Source organism: Streptomyces sp. NPDC053427 (genome assembly GCF_044544985.1).
GTDB lineage: Bacteria > Actinomycetota > Actinomycetes > Streptomycetales > Streptomycetaceae > Streptomyces.
This window is the reverse complement of sequence record NZ_JBITYA010000006.1, coordinates 51,149-70,159: the sequence shown is the minus strand read 5'-3', so window position 1 is coordinate 70,159 and position 19,011 is coordinate 51,149. Positions and strand designations below refer to the sequence as shown.

The 19,011-nt window shown below is 73.2% G+C and carries 16 protein-coding genes; 9 read left to right on the top strand and 7 right to left on the bottom strand.

Annotated features, from left to right (window positions below):
* Window positions 1-5: 5 nt before the first annotated feature.
* The 4 genes from ACIGWZ_RS17695 (at window position 6) to ACIGWZ_RS17680 (ending at window position 3,456) form a co-directional block, all read left to right on the top strand.
* Entirely contained in the window at window positions 6-1,196 is a 1,191-nt protein-coding gene (locus ACIGWZ_RS17695) for a thiolase domain-containing protein (protein ID WP_400066442.1), read from the top strand.
* Between the two features lie 87 nt (window positions 1,197-1,283).
* On the top strand, window positions 1,284-1,523 hold the full coding sequence (locus ACIGWZ_RS17690) for a DUF397 domain-containing protein (protein WP_400065532.1): 240 nt from the start codon (window positions 1,284-1,286) through the stop codon (window positions 1,521-1,523).
* A 164-nt stretch (window positions 1,524-1,687) separates the two neighbouring features.
* Window positions 1,688-2,668 carry an ATP-binding cassette domain-containing protein gene (locus ACIGWZ_RS17685; RefSeq protein ID WP_400065530.1) on the top strand — a complete coding sequence of 327 codons (981 nt, stop codon included), beginning with the start codon at window positions 1,688-1,690 and terminating at the stop codon, window positions 2,666-2,668.
* Window positions 2,665-3,456, top strand: a complete 792-nt coding sequence (locus ACIGWZ_RS17680) for an ABC transporter permease (RefSeq protein ID WP_400065528.1) — start codon at window positions 2,665-2,667, stop codon at window positions 3,454-3,456. The genes ACIGWZ_RS17685 and ACIGWZ_RS17680 overlap by 4 nt, the downstream gene beginning before the upstream one ends.
* On the opposite strand, the gene ACIGWZ_RS17675 is transcribed toward ACIGWZ_RS17680, so the two are convergent.
* The 3 genes from ACIGWZ_RS17675 to ACIGWZ_RS17665 form a co-directional block, all read right to left on the bottom strand.
* Window positions 3,377-6,607 carry an ATP-binding protein gene (locus ACIGWZ_RS17675; RefSeq protein ID WP_400065526.1) on the bottom strand — a complete coding sequence of 1,077 codons (3,231 nt, stop codon included), beginning with the start codon at window positions 6,605-6,607 and terminating at the stop codon, window positions 3,377-3,379. The two genes, ACIGWZ_RS17680 and ACIGWZ_RS17675, sit on opposite strands and share 80 nt — an antisense overlap.
* Window positions 6,608-6,695: 88 nt before the next feature.
* The gene (locus tag ACIGWZ_RS17670; protein ID WP_400065524.1) at window positions 6,696-7,421 is read right to left on the bottom strand and encodes a leucine-rich repeat domain-containing protein; all 726 of its coding nucleotides are present in this window, start codon (window positions 7,419-7,421) and stop codon (window positions 6,696-6,698) included.
* Between the two features lie 31 nt (window positions 7,422-7,452).
* On the bottom strand, window positions 7,453-8,112 hold the full coding sequence (locus ACIGWZ_RS17665; protein WP_400065522.1) for a pyridoxal 5'-phosphate synthase: 660 nt from the start codon (window positions 8,110-8,112) through the stop codon (window positions 7,453-7,455).
* 48 nt (window positions 8,113-8,160) lie between these two features.
* Between ACIGWZ_RS17665 and ACIGWZ_RS17660 the strand changes: the two genes are divergently transcribed.
* The 3 genes from ACIGWZ_RS17660 to ACIGWZ_RS17650 all read left to right on the top strand — a co-directional run bounded on the left by ACIGWZ_RS17660 (window position 8,161) and on the right by ACIGWZ_RS17650 (window position 9,790).
* A complete protein-coding gene (locus ACIGWZ_RS17660; protein ID WP_400065521.1) occupies window positions 8,161-8,775 on the top strand; it encodes a CGNR zinc finger domain-containing protein in 615 nt (204 codons plus the stop codon).
* Window positions 8,772-9,167 (top strand): ACT domain-containing protein, encoded by a 396-nt coding sequence (locus ACIGWZ_RS17655; protein WP_400065519.1) that lies wholly within the window; start codon window positions 8,772-8,774, stop codon window positions 9,165-9,167. The genes ACIGWZ_RS17660 and ACIGWZ_RS17655 overlap by 4 nt, the downstream gene beginning before the upstream one ends.
* A gap of 122 nt (window positions 9,168-9,289) precedes the next feature.
* Window positions 9,290-9,790: a hypothetical protein gene (locus ACIGWZ_RS17650; RefSeq protein WP_400065517.1), complete on the top strand. Its 501-nt coding sequence runs from the start codon at window positions 9,290-9,292 to the stop codon at window positions 9,788-9,790.
* Window positions 9,791-9,959: 169 nt separating this feature from the next.
* Here ACIGWZ_RS17650 and ACIGWZ_RS17645 read toward each other — a convergent pair whose 3' ends face one another.
* Together ACIGWZ_RS17645 and ACIGWZ_RS17640 are read right to left on the bottom strand one after the other, a co-directional pair.
* Entirely contained in the window at window positions 9,960-11,957 is a 1,998-nt protein-coding gene (locus ACIGWZ_RS17645) for an N-acetylmuramoyl-L-alanine amidase (RefSeq protein ID WP_400065515.1), read from the bottom strand.
* Between the two features lie 323 nt (window positions 11,958-12,280).
* Complete coding sequence (locus ACIGWZ_RS17640; RefSeq protein WP_400065513.1) at window positions 12,281-13,414, bottom strand: aminoglycoside phosphotransferase family protein; 1,134 nt, start codon at window positions 13,412-13,414, stop codon at window positions 12,281-12,283.
* 285 nt (window positions 13,415-13,699) lie between these two features.
* Here ACIGWZ_RS17640 and ACIGWZ_RS17635 point away from each other — a divergent pair, with 285 nt between their 5' ends.
* Window positions 13,700-15,241, top strand: coding sequence for a hypothetical protein (locus ACIGWZ_RS17635; RefSeq protein ID WP_400065511.1), 1,542 nt, complete (start codon window positions 13,700-13,702; stop codon window positions 15,239-15,241).
* A 185-nt stretch (window positions 15,242-15,426) separates the two neighbouring features.
* Here ACIGWZ_RS17635 and ACIGWZ_RS17630 read toward each other — a convergent pair whose 3' ends face one another.
* A complete protein-coding gene (locus ACIGWZ_RS17630) occupies window positions 15,427-16,893 on the bottom strand; it encodes a PP2C family protein-serine/threonine phosphatase (RefSeq protein WP_400065509.1) in 1,467 nt (488 codons plus the stop codon).
* 323 nt (window positions 16,894-17,216) lie between these two features.
* On the opposite strand from ACIGWZ_RS17630, the gene ACIGWZ_RS17625 reads away from it, so the two are divergent.
* Window positions 17,217-18,641, top strand: a complete 1,425-nt coding sequence (locus ACIGWZ_RS17625; protein WP_400065507.1) for a HEAT repeat domain-containing protein — start codon at window positions 17,217-17,219, stop codon at window positions 18,639-18,641.
* Between the two features lie 43 nt (window positions 18,642-18,684).
* On the opposite strand, the gene ACIGWZ_RS17620 is transcribed toward ACIGWZ_RS17625, so the two are convergent.
* Window positions 18,685-18,909 (bottom strand): DNA-binding protein, encoded by a 225-nt coding sequence (locus tag ACIGWZ_RS17620; RefSeq protein WP_400065505.1) that lies wholly within the window; start codon window positions 18,907-18,909, stop codon window positions 18,685-18,687.
* Between the last annotated feature and the right edge of the window lie 102 nt (window positions 18,910-19,011).

The following is a 19,011-nucleotide window of genomic DNA, read 5'->3' as shown; positions in this document are numbered from 1 at the left end:
ACGCCATGAGCGTCCCGAGCAAGGCCGCGACGGCGAAAGAGCCGGTGGCCGTCGTCGGCATCGGCCAGACCAAACACGTCGCCGCCCGGCGTGACGTCTCGATCGCGGGGCTCGTCCGCGAGGCGGCCCAACGGGCGCTGGAGGACGCCCAGTTGACCTGGGCCGATATCGACGCCGTCGTCATCGGCAAGGCCCCCGACTTCTTCGAGGGCGTGATGATGCCGGAGCTCTACCTCGCCGATGCCCTCGGCGCCGTCGGCAAGCGGATGCTGCGCGTGCACACCGCGGGCTCCGTCGGCGGCTCCACCGCCCTGGTCGCCGCCAACCTCGTCGCCGCCCGGGTCCACCGCACGGTCCTGACCCTCGCCTTCGAGAAGCAGTCCGAGTCCAACGCCATGTGGGGCCTGTCGCTGCCCATCCCCTTCCAGCAGCCGCTGCTGGCCGGCGCGGGCGGCTTCTTCGCCCCGCACGTCCGCGCCTACATGCGCCGCACGGGCGCCCCGGACGCCATCGGCTCCCTCGTCGCCTACAAGGACCGCCGCAACGCCCTGAAGAACCCCTACGCCCACCTCCACGAGACCGGCCTCACCCTCGAAAAGGTCCAGGCGTCCCCCATGCTCTGGGACCCGATCCGCTACTCCGAGACCTGCCCCTCCTCCGACGGCGCCTGCGCCATGATCCTCACCGACCGCACCGGCGCCGCGCGCGCACCCCACCCTCCCGCCTGGGTGCACGGCGGCGCGATGCGCAGCGAACCCACCCTCTTCGCCGGCAAGGACTTCGTCTCCCCGCAGGCAGGCAAGGACTGCGCCGCCGATGTCTACCGGCAGGCCGGTATCACCGACCCCCGCCGCGAGATCGACGCCGTCGAGATGTACGTGCCGTTCTCCTGGTACGAGCCGATGTGGCTGGAGAACCTCGGCTTCGCCGACGAGGGCGAGGGCTGGAAGCTCACCGAGTCCGGCGTCACCGAACTGGACGGCGACCTCCCGGTCAACCCCTCCGGCGGCGTGCTGTCCACCAACCCCATCGGCGCCTCCGGAATGATCCGCTTCGCCGAGGCCGCGCTCCAGGTACGCGGCCGGGCCGGCGAACATCAAGTCGACGGAGCACGGCGGGCGTTGGGGCACGCGTACGGAGGCGGCGCCCAGTTCTTCTCCATGTGGCTGGTCGGCGCCGAACCCCCGCCCGGCTAGATCGCCCCCGGGGCCGGTCGCACCCTGTCCGTCCCCGGGCCCGGTCACTACGCTGACGCCGGACGACCAACCGGGAGGAGCGGCAACGTGGCCGAAAGCATCACCGAGCAGCGGCTGACGGGCGAGAGCGCGCCCGCACTCGACCTGACCGACGTCGAATGGCAGTCGAGCAGCCAGGGCGTGGGTGACGTCCAGATCGCCTTCGTCGAGGGCTATATCGCGATGCGCAACGGCCGCAGTCCGGAGATCCCGGCGCTGATCTTCACCCCTGCCGAGTGGCGGGCGTTCGTGCTGGGGGCGCGGGAGGGGGAGTTCGACCTCACCTGAGGGCTGTCCGGGCAGCACGCCTCAAGCCCCCGGCGGCCCCCGCCGCCGGGGGCGCGCCACCACGACGCGGACGGTGTCCTTCGACGCCCTCGTCAACTCCGGTTCCAGGGCGCTGAAACCCTCGTGAAACCGCGCTGAATGCGCCCTGCCGCACCCTCTGCGGCATGACGACAACGACATCGCCCCCACTCGCCATCGCGGCCAAGGGGCTGCGCAAGGCCTACGGGGACAGGACGGTCCTCGACGGCATCGACCTGGCGGTGCCGGCCGGCACCGTCTTCTCCCTGCTCGGCCCGAACGGCGCCGGCAAGACCACCGCCGTCAAGATCCTCTCCACCCTCATCGGCGCCGACGGCGGCGACCTGCACGTCGCCGGCCACGACCTGGCCGCCGACCCGCAGGCCGTGCGGGCCGCGATCGGCGTCACCGGGCAGTTCTCCGCGGTCGACGGCCTGATCACCGGCGAGGAGAACATGCTCCTCATGGCGGATCTGCACCACCTCTCCCGCCGCGAGGGCCGCCGCACCGCCGCCGAACTGCTGGAGCGCTTCGACCTGGTGGAGGCCGCGAAGAGGCCCGCCGCCGGCTACTCAGGCGGCATGAAGCGCCGCCTCGACATCGCCATGACGCTGGTGGGCGCCCCGCGGATCATCTTCCTCGACGAACCGACCACCGGCCTCGACCCGCGCAGCCGCCACACCATGTGGGGGATCATCCGCGAGCTGGTCTCCGGCGGCGTCACCGTCTTCCTCACCACCCAGTACCTGGAGGAGGCCGACGAACTCGCCGACCGCATCGCCGTGCTGAGCGACGGCAGGATCGCCGCCGAGGGAAGCGCCGACGAGCTGAAGCGGCTCATCCCGGGCGGGCACGTGCGCCTGCGGTTCGCCGACCCGGCCGCGTACCGGTCCGCCGTCTTCGCCCTGCCCGAGGCCGTCAGCGACGACGAGGCGCTGTCGCTGCAGATCCCCAGCGACGGCAGCCAGCGCGAGCTGCGCGCCCTCCTCGACCGGCTGGACTCGGCCGGTATCGAGGCGGACGAGCTGAGCGTGCACACCCCCGACCTCGACGACGTGTTCTTCGCGCTGACCGGCGGCGCCGGCGGCCCCCGTGTCACCGACCAGCCCAAGGAGGCCGTCCGTTGAGCTCCCTCTCCCTCGCCGTACGCGACTCGTCCACGATGCTGCGCCGCAACCTCCTGCACGCCCGCCGCTACCCGTCGCTCACCCTGAACATCCTGCTGATGCCGATCGTCCTGCTGCTGCTCTTCGTCTATGTCTTCGGTGACGTGATGAGCGCGGGCATCGGTGGCGGCGGCGCCGATCGCTCCGCGTACCTCGCCTATCTCGTCCCGGGCATCCTGCTGATGACCATCGGCGCCACCCCGGCGGGGACCGCGGTGTCCGTCTCCATGGACATGACCGAGGGCATCATCGCCCGCTTCCGTACGATGGCGATCCACCGCGGCTCCGTGCTCATCGGGCACGTCGTCGGCAGCGTGCTGCAGGCGGTCATCAGCGTGGTCCTCGTCGGCGCCGTCGCCGTGGCCATCGGCTTCCGGTCCACCGACGCCACGGCCCTCGAATGGCTGGCGGCGTTCGGGCTGCTCACGCTGGTCGCCACGGCGTTCACCTGGATCGCGGTCGGGTTGGGAATGGCCAGCCCCAACGCCGAGGCGGCCAGCAACAACGCGCTGCCGCTGGTGATCCTGCCGCTCATCTCGAGCGCCTTCGTCCCGGTCGACGCGATGCCGGGCTGGTTCCGGCCGATCGCCGAGTACCAGCCGTTCACACCCGCCATCGAGACCCTGCGCGGCCTGCTGCTCGGCAGCGAGATCGGCGACAACTGGTGGATCACGATCGTCTGGTGCCTGGGCCTGACCGTGCTCGGCTACTCCTGGTCGAAGTCGCTGTTCCACCGCGACCCGAAATAAGCGCTCGGGCCGCCTCCCAAAGCTCGTCCCGCCCCAGGGCGGCGTACCCCGACACCGCGTCGGCGTACGCCGCGCTGTCGGCGTCCTCGGCCGCCTGCCGGGCGCGGGCCGCCGACATCGTCGGCTGGAACTCCCGCAGCACCCGCAGCCGTCCGGCCAGCGCGAGCATCCGTACGGCACCGGCGTCCCCGGACGCGAGCCCCGCCATGCCGAGCGCATGCAGCACCGTCCCGACGACAGGGAGCTCCATGGGCGTGCGGGACGGCCCGGAGAGCAGGGTCCACAGCCGCCGCCGCAGCCGATCGGCCGGCTCCGCGACGAGGTCGGGACGGCCGGCGTGCGCATGCGCCGTCACCGCGGCCGACTGGATCTCCAGCGCCCACGGGTCGAGCCAGGGATCGCCGCCGTGCACCGAGTGGGCGGCCTCCGACAGCCGCTCCACGGCACTGCGCCACACGCCGAGCCCGACCTCCGTCCGCCCGCGGGAGAGCGCGATCTCGGCGCGCACACCGAGGTCGGGGCTGTAGAAAGCATCCTGCCGCGGGGCGTCGTCGTCCGCCGCCTGCCGCAGCCAGTACTCGGCCTCGTCGGGGTCGCCGCGCTGCAGGCAGGCAAGGGCGAGCCCCGAGCGGATGCCGATGTAGTCGTGCGCGTCGCCGAGCCGCTGCAGCACCTCCAGCGCGGCCTTCAGGTACCCGTACGCGGCCTCGCCCTGCCCCGTCTTGAGGCACAGCTCGCTCAGCCGGGAGTGGCTCAGGACCTGCAGGGACGGGTTGTCGATCGGCGCCAGTGCGGCGACCGAACGGCGAGCCGAGGCGAGCGCGCGGTCGATGTCGTGCTCGTACTCCCAGATGTAGGTGGCGACGCACTCGGCGATGCCGGCGACCAGCGGCCGCTCGCTGTCGCAGAGCTTCTGCAGCTCGTCGTAGTCCGGAGGCAGCATCTCGGGCACCGCGCTCAGCACCACCGCGGTGGCGCGCAGCAGCGTGTCCGGCGGGGCCGGGGGCAGCCGCCGGAGGATGACGAGCTGGCGTACGACGTGCGGGCCGTAGCCCGTGAACAGGCTCGTCGTGCACAACACCGCGGCGGCGCGGGCGACTTCGACGTACTCGGGCTCGGGGTAGTAGTGCGACAGCGGCGGTCCGGTTTCGGCGGCGAGGGCGGCGAGGCGGGGGTAGTGGGAGTCGGTGGACCACAGAGCGGCGAGGACGGCGGTGACGGCGGCGGTGGTGGGGCCGTCCGTACGGGCCAGGGCGTGCCGCAGGGCCACCACGAGATTGTCCTGCTCGGCCTTGATCCGCTCCGAGGCGGCCAGGGGCTCCGGGCCGAGGAGCACCTCGTGGTACGCGACCCCGAAGTCCCGCGCCCAGCCGAGGAACCGGCCGATGACCTCCTCTTCCTCGCCCGCCTCCGCGCGCCGGGCCGCGCTGAACTCCCGTACGGTCTCCAGCATCCGGAACCGCACGCCGACCGGGGTGTCGGCGACGGTGAGCAGCGACTGACCGGCCAACTGCTCCAGCAGCAACAGCGCATCCTCGCCCAGCACCCGCTCCGCCGCCTCGCCGGAGAAGCCGCCGGGGAAGACGCACAGCGTGCGCAGCGCCGCCCTGCCGTCCTCCGCGAGCAGGTTCCAGCTCCACTCCACGACCGCGTGCAGCGTGCGGTGGCGCTCCGGGGTGTCCCGCGCCCCGCCACGCAGCAGCGCGAACCGGTCGCCGAGGCGGCGGGCGATCTCCGGCACGGACAGCACCCGCACCCGCGCCGCGGCCAGCTCCACGGCGAGCGGCAGCCCGTCGAGCTGGCGGCACAGCCCGGCCACCGCCTCCGCCGGCAGCTCCACGCCGGGCCGGGCGGCCCGGGCCCGCTGCGCGAACAGCTCGACCGACGTGTCGAGGCCGAGCTCCGGCAGCGCGTACAACGCCTCCGAGGTGAGGCCCAGCGGGGCCCGGCCGGTGGCGAGCACCCGCAGGTCCTTCGAGGACGCGACCAGGGCCCGTACGAGATCGGCGGCGCCCCGGACGACCTGCTCGCAGTTGTCCAGGACCAGCAGTGCGGGTCCGGAGCCGAGCACGCCGCGGATCCCGGACACCGGGTCGACCGGGGTGTGGCCGCTCACGGCGCCGTGCCGCCCCTCTCCCGCGCCGAGCGCGGAGGCCACCTCCGCGGCCACGTCCTCGTCCGCGGTGACGCCGACCAGCGGCACGAAGTGCACCACGCGCTGCTCGTTCCCCAAGCTCTCGGCTTCGCTCGGGCAGGGGAGACCCCAATGGCGGCTGACGGCGTGCGCGAGCCGGGTCTTGCCGAGGCCGCCGGGGCCGACGACGGTGACAGCGCGGGAGGCGCGCAACAGCCGCTCCACCGCCGCGATGTCCTCGTCCCGTCCCAGCAGCTGGTTCGGCTCGTGCGGCACGCCGTGCCGGACCACCGGCGGCCCGCCGCGCAACAGTTCCTGCTGTACGGCCTTGAGCCCGGCGCCCGGATCTGTGCCGAGCTCGTCGCGCAGCGCACGGCGGTAGGCCTCGTACCGCGTCAGCGCCGCGGACGGGCCCGCCGTCGCCGCCTCGCCGCGCAGCACCTCGGCGAGCACCTCCTCGTCGCGCGGATGCCCCGCGGCGGCCGCGGCCAGCGGCCCGGCCGCCTCCGCGTGCCGCCCCAGCCGGGCGAGCGCGAGCGCCTGCGCGCGGACGAGCGTGCCGCGGACGGAGGCGCGCTCGGTGCGCAACGCGGCGACGGAGTCGTGGGCGGTGCCGCCCTCGTCGGGTGTGCCCTCCCACAGCGCCAGCCCGGCCTCGGCCGCGGCCAGCGATCCCGCGTGGTCGCCGGCCCTGGCCCGCTCCGCGCTCGCGGCGGCGTGCAGCAGCAGGGCGGAGCTGTCGACCTGATCCTCGGCGAGGGTGAGCCGGTATCCGGTCGGCGTGCTGGCGATGACGTCGGCGCCCAGCCGCGCCCGCGCCCTGGACACCAGGACCTGCACCGCCTTTCCCGGCCGCTCCGGCAACGCGTCCGGCCACAGCCCCGCCACGAGCCGCTCGGTGCTGCAGCCCGTGCGCAGCTCGCCCGCGAGCAGCGCGAGGAGACCGCGGAGCCGGGGCGCGGTGACCTCCCGTCCGCGGTAGGCGACACGCGGCAGCAGGGTCAGGTCGGTGGTCACCCGTGCAGGTTAGCCAAGGCCACCGCCCGCCCGACCGCGCGCGGGCAGAACCCCCGATTCCCCGCCACGACGGAACCACGCCACCCCGTCAGGTGAGAACCACGCACCCCTTTTCCCGCAGTGCCACGACCGGTTCCGCGGTGTCCGCCACCGCGTTCCACCGCACATCCAGCTTTTCCAGCGACGGCAGCTCGGTGATCCACGGCGGCAATGCCCCGATCCGGTTCCCCCGCAGGTCGATGCGGCGCAGCAGCGGCAGCGTACGCAGCGCATCGGGGACGCGGGGCAGGGCGTTGTCGCGGAGCTCCAGCAGCCGCAGGGCGCGCAACGCCGCGACGGTCTCGGGCAGCCCGGTCAGCGCATTGCCGCCCAGCCACACCTCCCGTAGCCGGCCGAGTTCTCCCACCGACGCCGGCAATGTCGTCAACTGGACGTGCTGTGCGCGCAGTTCGACCAGACCGGCCATCCGGCCGATCTCCTCCGGCAACCGGCCCAGCGGATTGTCCCCGACGTTGAGATAGCCGAGCCGGTCCAGCGCGCACAGCCCGTCCGGCAGCCGGGCCAGCCGATTGTCGTGCAGATACAGGTACCGGGTCAGCCCGGCCGCCAACTCGCCGATCCCCTCCGGCACTTCGGTCAGTGCGTTGTGGCCCAGGTCGAGGGTGTGCAGCGAACGGAGGCGGCCGAGGGCGGGCGGGAGTTCGGTGAGGTGGTTGTCGGCGAGGATCAGGACCTCGCAGTCCTCGTGCCGCCAGACCTCGGGCGGGACCGAACGCAGGCCCGCCTTCCAGTAGTTGAGACGGGCCCCCGTCACGGTCGGACGGTTCCGCCGCGCGGCCCGCCCGTCACGGCCACAGCAGTTCCTTCGTCCAGACGTCGGCCTCGCCCTTGCGCCGGTAGGCGAGGCGGGTGTGCTTGCGGTCCCGGTCGCCCTGCCAGAACTCCACGGACTCGGCGCGCACGGTGAACAGCTGCCACCCCGGCGCGACCAGGCCGGGCTCGCGGGCCAGACGGGCCGCCGACTCCGCGACCGCGGCGTCCCGTTCGGACAGGTCGGCCAGCGGTTGGCTCTGCCGGCCGAGCAGCGCCTCGGCGCGTGCGCCCGCGCCCCGTGCCAGGAAGTCCTGGGCCGCCCGCTCGGCGCTCTCGCGCACCACCGGTCCCCGGACCCGGATCTGGCGGGCGAGGGGCTGCCAGTAGAACGTCAGCGCGGCATACGGGCGGCCCGCCAGCTCCCGCCCCTTGACGCTGTCGGCGTGCGCGGCGAACCGCCAGCCGTCCGCGTCGATGTCCTTGAGGATCAGCGTCCGGGCGGACGGATTGCCGTCGGCGTCGGCCGTCGAGACGGTCATCGCATGGGGCTCCGGGACCTGCGCCCGTACGGCGTCAAGGAGCCAGTTGGCGAACAGCGCCACCGGTTCGTCGGGGGTCCCGGCGGGGTCGAAGGCCGGCAGCTCGCCCGCGAACACCGGGAGATCGCGCAGGAGTTGACGTAGATCGGTCATTGTCCCCCTCCATGATTAATGTCTGCCAGTGAAGCTACCATTAGTCGCATGACCGCAACACGGCTCGCCCTCGACCTCGCCGTCACCATCCGTCACGACGGACACGGCGGCGTCGCCGACGACCTCGCCGATACGGCCGGACTCACGGCCTGGCTGCGGGAGCGGGCCACCGTCCTGGACGGCGCCCCGGACGCCTGCGCGGACCAGTCCCTGCTCGCCGCCGTACGGGAGGTGCGCGCCGCCACCCGGGCCCTGTTCGCCCGCGCCGTCCGGCCGGGGCCGCCCAGCCGCGCGGACGCCCACCGGCTGCTCCCCGAGGGCGAGGCGATCCGCCGGCTGAACGCCGCCGCGGCCCTGGTCCCGACCGTGCCGCGGCTCGCCTGGCCGCCGGGTGCACCGCCGGAGACGGACCACCGTCCGGCCGGTGAGCCGCCCGCCGCCGACCGGCTCACCGCCGCGCTCGCCCGCGCCGTCATCGCCTTCCTCGACGGCCCCGACCGCCCGCTCCTGCGAGCCTGCCCCGCCCCTCGCTGCGTCCGCTATTTCGTCAAGGACCACGCCCGCCAGGAGTGGTGCACCCCCTCCTGCGGCAACCGCGCCCGGGTGGCCCGCCACCATGAACGGCGCCGGGAAGGGCGCGCGGAAGGGCGGGGCGCCGCATGACGGGCGAGCGCGATCTCCAGGTGCTGCTGAGGAGCATGCGGCCCCAGCTGCACGAGGGGCGCTATGTCTTCACCACCGTGCCGGGCGCGGTCCCCGAGGGCCTGAAACCGGTGGTCACGGTCGCGGAGGAGGAGGGCACCACGCTCGTCGTCCGGCAGGAGGACGCGGACCGGGCGGGCCTGGCCTACGACTACGTGGCCGCCCGCCTCACCCTGCGGGTGCACTCCGCACTGGATGCCGTCGGGCTGACCGCCGCCGTCGCCGCCGAGCTGGCCGCCGCGGGGCTCAGCTGCAACGTCGTCGCCGGGTACTTCCATGATCACCTCTTTGTGCCGTACGGCGCGGCCGACGAGGCGGTCCGGCTGCTCACCGCGCTGGCCGAGCGGGCGTGAGCGGAGGCCGTGAGCGAGCGGGCGAGCGCGGAAAACCGCCCCCGCCGCGGCCCGCGCGCACCCGCCGCCACTTGCCCCGATGTCCGCGCGGCGAGCGCGGCCCGGACACGTACGATGGCGGCATGTCCTTCCTCCGCCGCCGTAGCGCAGCCACGCCCGCTGGTCCTGACTTCGACGTCCTCGCGATGGACCCCGGGGACTGGCCGGGCAACCTCGGTGCCGGGCTGCTGCCCGCGCCCGACGGCACCTGCCAGGGTGTCTTTCTGCGCTACGACCTGTTCGGCGGCCGCGGCCCCGCGATGATCATCGGCAATCTGCCGGAGGGCTCCCCGGCCCGCGACCTCGCGGACGACGAGGTGCCCTTCGAGGTGGCCCAGCTGCTCGCGGCGCTCGGCAACGACGAGCCGGTGACGGTCGTCGAGAGCGAGGACACCCCCGTGATGCACGAGGACAACCTGCTCATCGTCAAGCGCATCAAGTGCTCCGAGAGCCGGATCTCCTGCGCCCAGTTCGACCGCAGCGACGGCGTGCTGGTCACCATCGCCAGCTGGGACCGCCCGATCACCGACGATCTCTACGCGCTGCTCAAGCCGCTGCCCGCGGAGCTCTTCCAGCAGGGCTGAGGCCGGAGCGGACATCGTGGCGCCCGGCGGACGGCAGGACCGTCCGCCGGGCGCCACGCTTGCTGTCACACGACCGGCGCCGAACCGCCGGCCCGGTCAACGCGGCCCCCGCGGCCGCTCCGGCCCATACGGCCGTACGCGACGGTGGACCGCGCTGCCGAGGCGCCCGCTACGCGTCCGAGCGTCGGATGTCCACATCCTCCGCCCGCACATAGCCGACCCGGTGCCCCAGCTGGATCTCGTAGTACACGTCGTCGCCGCGCACGACCGCGTGCTGCGAGACATCGAACGTCGGCGCGTAGAAGTAGTCGCCGCGCATCCGGTCGCCGACCGCGTACTTCTGGCCGGCCAAGATCTTGTACGGCAGCGGGGTGACCTCCTGGTACGGCACTCCGGCCGGGTAGGCCTCCTTCTCCGGGTACGCCCGGCCGTACACCGGGATCTCCGCCCGGCCGTCCTTCGGCGTGGCGACCAGGCCCCTCGAATTCGACGCCGTCCGGGCGTCCACCGGGTTGCGGAACCACGCCTTCTGCCCGAGGTACCAGATGGCCGTCCAGTCACCGGAACGCTCCGCCACCGCGAACCGCTGCCCGGTGGAGGCCCGGGCACCGGTGTCATTGACATCGATGGTCGAATCGCCGCCGTCCGGGCGCAGCCCGATGTCCTTGACCAGCGGGGCGTGCTCGTCCGGCGCGGTGTACAGCCGGACCGCCGTCGAACCGTGCGGCGGGCACGGCTCGCCGGGCTTCGTGCAACCGGTGTACTCCGGCCGGTTCCGGCCGTAGTCGGGGCGGATGGTCACCAGCCCGCCGCGCGGGCCCGCAGTGGGCGTGAACGGCGCACCCAGCAGGGTGAAGTAGTGGTCCCAGTCCCAGTACGGCCCCGGGTCGGTGTGCATGCCCTTGATCGTCGCCGGGGTCGTGCCGGGCACATTGTCGTGGCCCACGATGTGCTGCCGGTCGAGCGGCACGTCGTACTTCCGGCTCAGATACCGCACCAGCCGGGCCGACGTGCGGTACATCGCCTCCGTGTACCAGGCGTCCGGCGACGCCAGGAAGCCCTCGTGCTCGATGCCGACGGAGTGCGAGTTGATGTACCAGTTCCCGGCGTGCCAGGCGACGTCCTTGGTCGGCACATGCTGCGCGATCAGCCCGTCGGAGGAGCGGATCGTGTAGTGCCAGGACACATACGCCGGGTCCTTGATCAGCTTCAGGGTGGTCTCCCACGACCCCTCGGTGTCATGGATGACGATCGTGCTGATGCGCTGGTCCCGGGGGCGGTCCGCCAGGTCGTGGTTGCCGTAGTCGTGGTCGCCGAACTCCTCGTACGGCGCCGGGACCGACTCGCAGGCCACGCTCCACGGGCACTCCAGCTCGGGCTCCGTGCCCCGGTCCGACTGCAGGCCGGCGCGGTTCGCCTGCCCGGAGTCGACGTGCAGGCCGGGCGCGGCGGCCAGCGTGACCCGCTGCCCGGCGTCGGTCGTGCGGGCCTGGCCGCGCCGCATCACCTCGTACACATCGTTGGCGAACGCCCGGCCGGCCGCGGCGTTGTCCTCGCCCGCGTAGCGCGCCACCGCCGCGTACCACTGGGCCGGGTCGGCGCTGCCGGCCGCCCCCAGTCGACGCTGCTCCGCGGCGAGCAGCGCCGCGCCGCCGAGTACGTTGGCCGCCGGGTCCGTGCGCAGCTTCTCGGGCGACAGTCCCGTCAGCCCGGCGGCCGTGCGCAAGGTCCGCAGCCGGGCGGGGAGTTCGGCGGGCAGCGCCGCCCGCTTCGCCCCCTGGCCGGGCACGGCCTTACGGGCGCGCGAGCCGTCCCCGCGGGCGTCCGCGGCCGGCTCGCTGAACTCCGGCTCCGACGCCAGGGCCGTCCGGGCGTCGGTCAGATGCATCGGCCCGTAGCCGCCGGAGACGCTGGGCGCGCCGCCGTGACCGTCCCAGCGGGACTCCAGATACGAGACGCCGAGCAGCACGCTGCGCGGTACGTGATAGCGCGCGGCGGCTTCGGTGAAGGCGTGCTGCAGAGCGTCCCGGCCGGGTTTGCCGGCACCCGCGGACGGAGTGGCCGAGAGCAGCGGCAGCAACAGCACCGCGGCGGCGACGGCGGTGGCGGACCTGCGCAGGGCGGGACGGGGGGTTCTCTTGTCGTCTTCCGGGGCGGATCCTCGCAAAACAGCCTCCTCAAGCCGGCCCGAGCCGACGCGATGTGACGGTTGATGCGCAAACGGCCGTACGAAGCGGGGACCCGAGACTAAAGCCACCGGTCGGCCCAGAGCCAGGGGTATGCCGACGCTCCGTCAATCGCCACGCCCCATCCGGATTTCGCATGTCAGGGCATCTCCCCGGGATCCTTCCCGGACCGGGCGCCGGGCCTGCGGGGCGTCAGTGGAATGGACCAATGGGCCGGTGCCCCACACATGGGTGAGCGGCGCGCCCCGTCCCGGGCGCGCCGCTCACTTTCCCCCTCGCCTGAACGGCGCGGGGCCCTCCTCGGTCAGCGCGTGCCGACCGCCGCCCGCACCGCACGCCGCGCCATCTGGCAGTCGTCGTGCAGCCGGCGCAGGAGCAGCCGCTGCTCCTCGCCCGCCGCGGGTACCCCGGGCTGTCCCGTTCCCGGTGTGCCCGCGGGCGCGGGCTCGCGCATCGTCCGCTGCACCGCCGTTTCATAGCGCCGGATCTCGCGGGTCAGCACCAGCATCAGATTCACCAGGAAGGCGTCCCGCGACGCCGGCCCCGCGGACTGCGCGAGCTGGCTGATCTGACGGCGCGCCACCGGGGCGTCACCGAGCACCGACCACAGCGTCGCCAGGTCGTAGCCCGGCAGGTACCAGCCCGCGTTGTCCCAGTCCAGCACCACCGGCCCGGCGGGCGACAGCAGCACGTTGTTCAGCAGCGCGTCGCCGTGGCAGAACTGCCCTTGGGTGTGCGCCAGACCGTGCAGCAGCTTCTGCAGATCCCCCAGGTCCCGGTCGGTGAGCAGCCCCAGGTCGTGATACCGGCCGATCCGGCCCGCGTAGTCCAGCGGAGCGTCGAACAGCCCGGCCGGCGGTCGCCAGAGGTTGATCCGGCAGATCGCGCCGAGCGCGGCCCGTACGTCCGCGCGGGGAGGCGCCTCGGACGGATGCCGCGCCGCGGCCGCGACCCGGCCCGGCATGCGCTCGACAACCAGCGTGCAGTTGTCGGGATCGGCCGCCACCAGCCGCGGCACTCGTACCGGCGGGCGATGCCGGACGAATGCGCGGTAAGCAGCTATTTCCTGCCGGAACCGCTCGGACCACGCGGGGGAGTGGTCCAGTAAACACTTCGCGACCGCGCTCGTCCGGCCCGTCGTGCCCACCAGGAGGACGGATTTGCCGCTGCGACGCAGCACCTGGACCGGGTTGAACTCCGGACAGATGCGGTGCACCGAAGCGACGGCGGCGCGCAGCTGAGCGCCCTGAGGGCCGGACAAATCGAGTCTCCCGCTGAGCGGTTGGTTGCCCGTCCCCTGTGGCCGCCGGGTACGTCCGCCGGAGAGGCCGACGACACCCCCCGCGGAGGGGGAGGGGTCGAGATACGGCCCGCTGCCGGAGGGGTGCGGGCGGTACGGCCGGGCGGTGGCGGTCACGGCGGACGATGCTGCATACATGGGTGAAACAGATCCCTTCGTGCGCCGACGAGTTGCGTGCGCCCCCGGCCCGATGGTGGGAACCCGGTGAACGGGCCCGCAGAAGGAGGCCGATCCAGGGTCCCTGTGAAGGGCGCGCACCCTGGGGAATGCGGTCCCGCCACCGGGCCGGGGGCTGCACACCTACCGAACACGGGGCTATGGGTGGCAGACCATCTGGCGCACCCTGGCGAACCCTGGCGAATGGTCGCAGCGCCCGTCACCGGCCGTTACTGTCAACTCAGTCGAGGAACCTGGGGGCTTGACGTGGACAGGCAGCCGAACACCCGTCTCGCGGACCTTTTCGGCCTGGCCGGCTGGTCCAAGGGAGAGCTGGCGAGACTGGTCAACCGGCAAGCGGCGGCCATGGGGCATCCGCAGCTGGCGACCGACACCTCGCGAGTACGGCGCTGGATCGACATGGGGGAGACGCCCCGCGACCCGGTGCCCAAGGTCCTGGCTTCTTTGTTCACCGAGCGCCTCGGCCGTGTCGTAACCATCGAGGACCTCGGGTTCGCCAGAACCGGTCGCTCGGGGAAGCGGCAGGCCATGGACGGTCTGCCGTGGGCTCCCGAACGGACCGCTGCGGTCCTCACGGAATTCACGGGAATGGACCTCATGCTCAACCGACGCGGCTTGGTGGGTGCGGGCGCGGCGCTCGCCGCGGGATCCGCACTCACCGGCGCCATGCACGACTGGCTCCACACCGACCCCGCCCTGACCGCCGACGCCCCACGCCACGACGATCCGTTCGCCGCCGACTCCCTCGACCAACTCGATCAGATCGGCCTCGACCGCTACGAGGCGGCCCCCGTGGGGTCCCAGGAGATCGACGCGCTGGAGCGCTCGGTCGAAGTGTTCCGCGCCTGGGACGCGAACCGCGGTGGCGGACTCCAGCGCAAGGCAGTGGTCGGACAGCTCAACGAGGTCGGCGGCATGCTCGCCTACCGCCACCCCGACCATCTCCAGCGCAGGCTGTGGGGCGTGGCGGCCAACCTCGCCGTGCTGGCCGGCTGGATGTCCCACGACGTGGGGCTGGAGCCCACCGCCCAGAAGTACTTCGTCATCGCCGCCCATGCCGCGCGCGAGGGCGGCGACCGCCCCCGGGCCGGCGAGGCGCTCTCCCGTGCGGCCCGTCAGATGGTCCATCTGGGTCGCCCGGACGACGCCCTGGACCTGATGAAGCTGGCCAAGTCCGGTTCCGGCGAGCAGACCCTGCCACGGACCCGCGCCATGCTGCACACCATCGAGGCTTGGGCGCAGGCCGCCAAGGGCAACGGTCAGGCGATGCGCCGCACCCTGGGCGAGGCGGAGGAGCTGTTCGTCTCGGACAAGGGCGATGTGCCGCCGCCCAGTTGGATGCAGATGTTCGACGAGGCGGATCTGCACGGCATGCAGGCGCTGGCCTTCCGTACGCTCGCCGATCACGACCCCTCCGTCGCCAAGATCGCCCAGAACCACGCCAAGCAGGCGCTGCGGCTGCGGAACTCGGGCTTCCAGCGCTCCCAGATCTTCGACTACATCTCGATGGCCTCGGCCTGCTTCCTCGGCGACGACCCGGAGCAGGCCGACCGCTACGCCCGGCTGGCGCTGGTGTCCATCGGGGAGAACTCCTCCCATCGCACCTGGGACCGGCTGCGCGAGATGTTCCGACTCACCAACCAGTACACCAACTACGCCAAGATCCAGGACCTGCGCGAGGAGATCCAGCATGTCCTGCCGAAGGCGAAGACCAGGCCGAAGGGCGGCGGTTCCGGGCTCGGCCCAGGGCTCGGATCAGCGAGCCTGGGTCCCAACTTCGCCGTATGAAAGGGCACATGGCGCACCTCGCCGGTATGACGGAGCGCCATATGGCGCCTCGTCAGGCACGGTTCGGCACGGCAGTAAGTCGGGTGCTGAGGCGCCACCTGAAGATAGGTCACATGACGCCTTCGGTGACGCCGTTGCCCTGACGTCCGCCTCGCCGCCGTCCGACGCCGGGTCCGTGCCGTGTGTCAGTCGCCGATCCTGGCGATCAGCACACATGCGTCGTCCTCGCGCTCGGTGCTGCCGAACTCCTCGACGACGATACGGACGCTGTCCTGCGCGCTACGGGCCGCGGCGAACCGTGGTGCCAGCGCGAGCAGCCGCTCGGCTCCCTCGTGGGCGTCGGCGGAGGGACTGCGGCGGGGCACCAGGCCGTCGGTGTGCAGAACGAGCAGATCGCCCGGCTCGAGCTGTTCGGTGCGCTGGGTGTAGGTCGCGCCCGCGGTCGCGCCGAGCAGCACGCCCTCGGGCGGGTCCAGCGCGCGCCCCGTGCCGCCGCGGAACAGCAGCGGTGCGGGGTGCCCGGCCTGGGCCCATTCCAGCCGGCGGGTGTCGGGGTCGAAGCGGCAGCACACCGCGCTGCCCAGGGCCGGCTGGGCGGTGGTGTCCAGAAGCTGGTTGAGGAAGCCCATCAGCGGTCCGGGCTGCTGCCCGGCGACGGCCATCCCGCGCAGCGCGCCGAGCACCATCGCCATCCCGGACGTGGCGGTGACGCCGTGCCCCGTGAGATCGCCGACGCTCAACAGCGTTTTGCCGTCCGGGAGTTGCAGCGCGTCGTACCAGTCGCCGCCGATCAGCGCGCTGGTGCCGGACGGGAAGTAGCGCCCGGCGAAGTCGAGGGCGACCGGGCCGCCCTGCGGGAAGCGCAGCGAATCGCGCCACTGCGGCAGCACGGACTCCTGGAGCTCGACCGCCAGGCGGTGCTCGGTCTGTGCGACATGCCGCTCGCGCTGGAGCGAGTCCACGCTGTCGCGCACCGCGGCCTGGCTGCGCCGCAGCTCGCTGACGTCGCGCAGCACGGCCCACATACATGCCGTACTGCCGTCCGTGTCGAGCACCGGCTCGCCCACCATATGGACCGTGCGCAGGCTCGCGTCCGCGCGCACGATCCGGAACTCGCCGTCGATCGGCTTGCCGTCCACCAAACAGTCCGTGACCATCGCGGCCAGCCCCTCCTGGTCCTCGGCGAGCACCAGGGACGGCAGCTCGTCGAGGGTCAGCGGGCCGTCCGAGGGCTTCCGGCCGAACATCGCGAAGAGCTCGTCGGACCAGCTCGCCTCGTCGGTGAGGAGATTCCACTCGGCGCTGCCCACCCGGCGCAGCAGCGAGCCGTGCTCATGCGGCGCGGGCTCGGGCGGTGCCTCCGGCAGTGCGGCGTACGGCGACTCGTCCTCGTCGTCCTCCGCCGGCAGCCCCTCTCTCAGCTGGTCGAGATGACCGCCGAGGTCGTCGAGGTGGTGGACGGCGAGGTCGCACAGCGCCCGCTGCCAGCGCAGCTGGGGGTCGGTGGCGAGGCCGGTGTCCACCGCCGCGGACTCCCGGCGCACCGCGTCCAGGCCACCGCGCAGGCGGCGGGCCTGCGTGATGAGTGCCTCGACGGTGTCGCGCTCGGGAGACCGGTCGGCTGGGTGATCCGCGAAGAGAGGGGACGGCATGACGTACTCCGTGATCAGGCGGCGCCGGGGTCAGGTCTGACGGAAGGGGCCGGTAACGACTCTTGCACAGGCTGCGACCGTCCGTAAGGGATTTGGCATTACCCGATACGGTGGTGCACCTGGCATATGCCACAGGCGTTCCGTGGCAACCCTGGGTCGAATCGGCGGAATAACAGCTTCCAGGCTAGGCTTCCGCCGCCGTAGCGCTGTCGTGCCCGCCGATCCATGGTGGGAACGACGCATACAGCCCGCAGTCACCGGCAAGAATGCCGGTCAGCGGAAATCCCGTTGCCAGCCTGCCCCTCGCCCCGGATGCTGACCTCATGTTCGATCCAGACATAGCGCCCAGCGGCACCCTGCTCGGCCTCCTTCAACGAGGCCGCGGCGACGGGACCCTGCATGCCCTCGCGGCGCCGCGAGCCGAGGCGCTCGCGGCGCTCAACGACAGCGTGCTGCGTGACCCCAGGCGCGACTGGCAGATCGAGAACCGCTCGCTCTACTACGCGCGCCTCTACATGCAGCTCGACGGCGGACTCGAAGAGATCGAGCGGCACCTCTTCCACCCCGACGACCTCGTCGACACCGGCGAGGAGCGCACCGGCCTCGCCCTCGCCGTACTCGGCCACCTCGCCGCGTACGGCAAGGACGCCGCCCGCCTGCTGCTGCGCAGCTACGCCGCGGCCGGCAGCAACTGGCGCTGGGCCCTCGACGAGCTCGCGCTGCGGGACGACGACGCGGGGCTGATGACCCTCGCCCCCGCCGTGCTCGCCCGCTTCCCCGTCACCGAGGAGGGCGAGGCCGAGCTGGCCGCCGCCGTCCGAGACGCCTTCGAGCCCCGGCCCTGGCGGCTGTGGGCCGAGGACCCCCGGTACGGCGCCCGCCTGACCACCGCCGGGGAGCAGGGCTCCTTCGACCGCTGGCAGCGGCAGCTGCGGCCGCGCGGGCCGCGCCCCGGCTGGAGCGTGACCGAGGTCCTCGACTGGGCCCAGCAGGGCCTGGAGCTGGAGCCCGAGGAGCACCGCTACATCGCCGCCGCCCGCTGCCTGGGCGCCGTCGCCGGTCCCGAGGACCGCCCCGAGCTGCTGTGCGCCGCCCGCACGGGCCCGTCTGCCGCCCGCGCCGCCGCCCTGCACCACCTCGCCGATCGCGGCGACCCGGATGTCCTCGACCTGATCGAGGAGGCGGTCGCCTGCCCCCTCTCCGATGAGTTGCCGACGTCGGCCGCGCTCGCCGCCTTCGAGCGGATGCGCAACGTGGCGGCCGTCGAGCGGGCCCGGGGCTGGGCCCGGCGTACGGACCGCCTCGGCGCCTCCGCCGCCGCGATGCTCGCCCGCCGTGGCGCGCAGCGCGACGCCGACCTGGTGCTGGCCGCGCTGCGCCGCACCGTCCGCGAAGAGGGCCCCGACGCGGGCGGCCTGTGGGAGCTGGTCGACGGCGTCGGCCGCCTCGGTGTCGCCTGCGCCGCCCCCGTACTGCGCCACGTCTACCGCGAGACGTCCTCCTCCCACCTCCGCGGCCGGGCGGCCGGTGCGCTCGCTGCCACCGACCCCGGGTTCGCGGCCGGCTTCGCCGTCGAGTGCCTGTGGGACTGCGAGGAGACCACCCGCGAACTCGCCGCCCGGCACGCCGCCACCGGCGACGACCGGGTCGTCGAGCAGCTCCGCCGCCTTGCCGCCGATCCGGCCGAGGAGGCCGAGGTCCAGACGGCGGTACGGAGCCGCTTCGGGCCGGAGGCCCAGGGGGTGTAGGGGTGGGCGGCTCGGCCCCCGTGACGGCCTGGTCCGCGTGGGGTCACTCCCCGGCGAACGACATTCCCTGTGCCGCCAGTGCGTCCCGCAGGATGCCCAGTGCCTTGGGCCCCATACCGTGCAGCTGTCGCAGCTCGGCCTCGTTCGCGTCGGCCAGCTGCGACAGCCGCAGGTAACCCGCCCGCTCCAGGGCCCGGCGCGCCGGGGCGCCGATGCGCGGCGGAAGGCCGTCGGAGGGCTCGGCCAGCTCCGTGTCGTCGCCAGCCACAGATCTCCTCGCATTCCGCTCCGGTGCGGCGCCGTGGCGCCGGGTCCTCTTCCAGCCTGACATCCGAGCGGGCCGGCCGCCCGGCGAGGCGGTGCGCAGCGG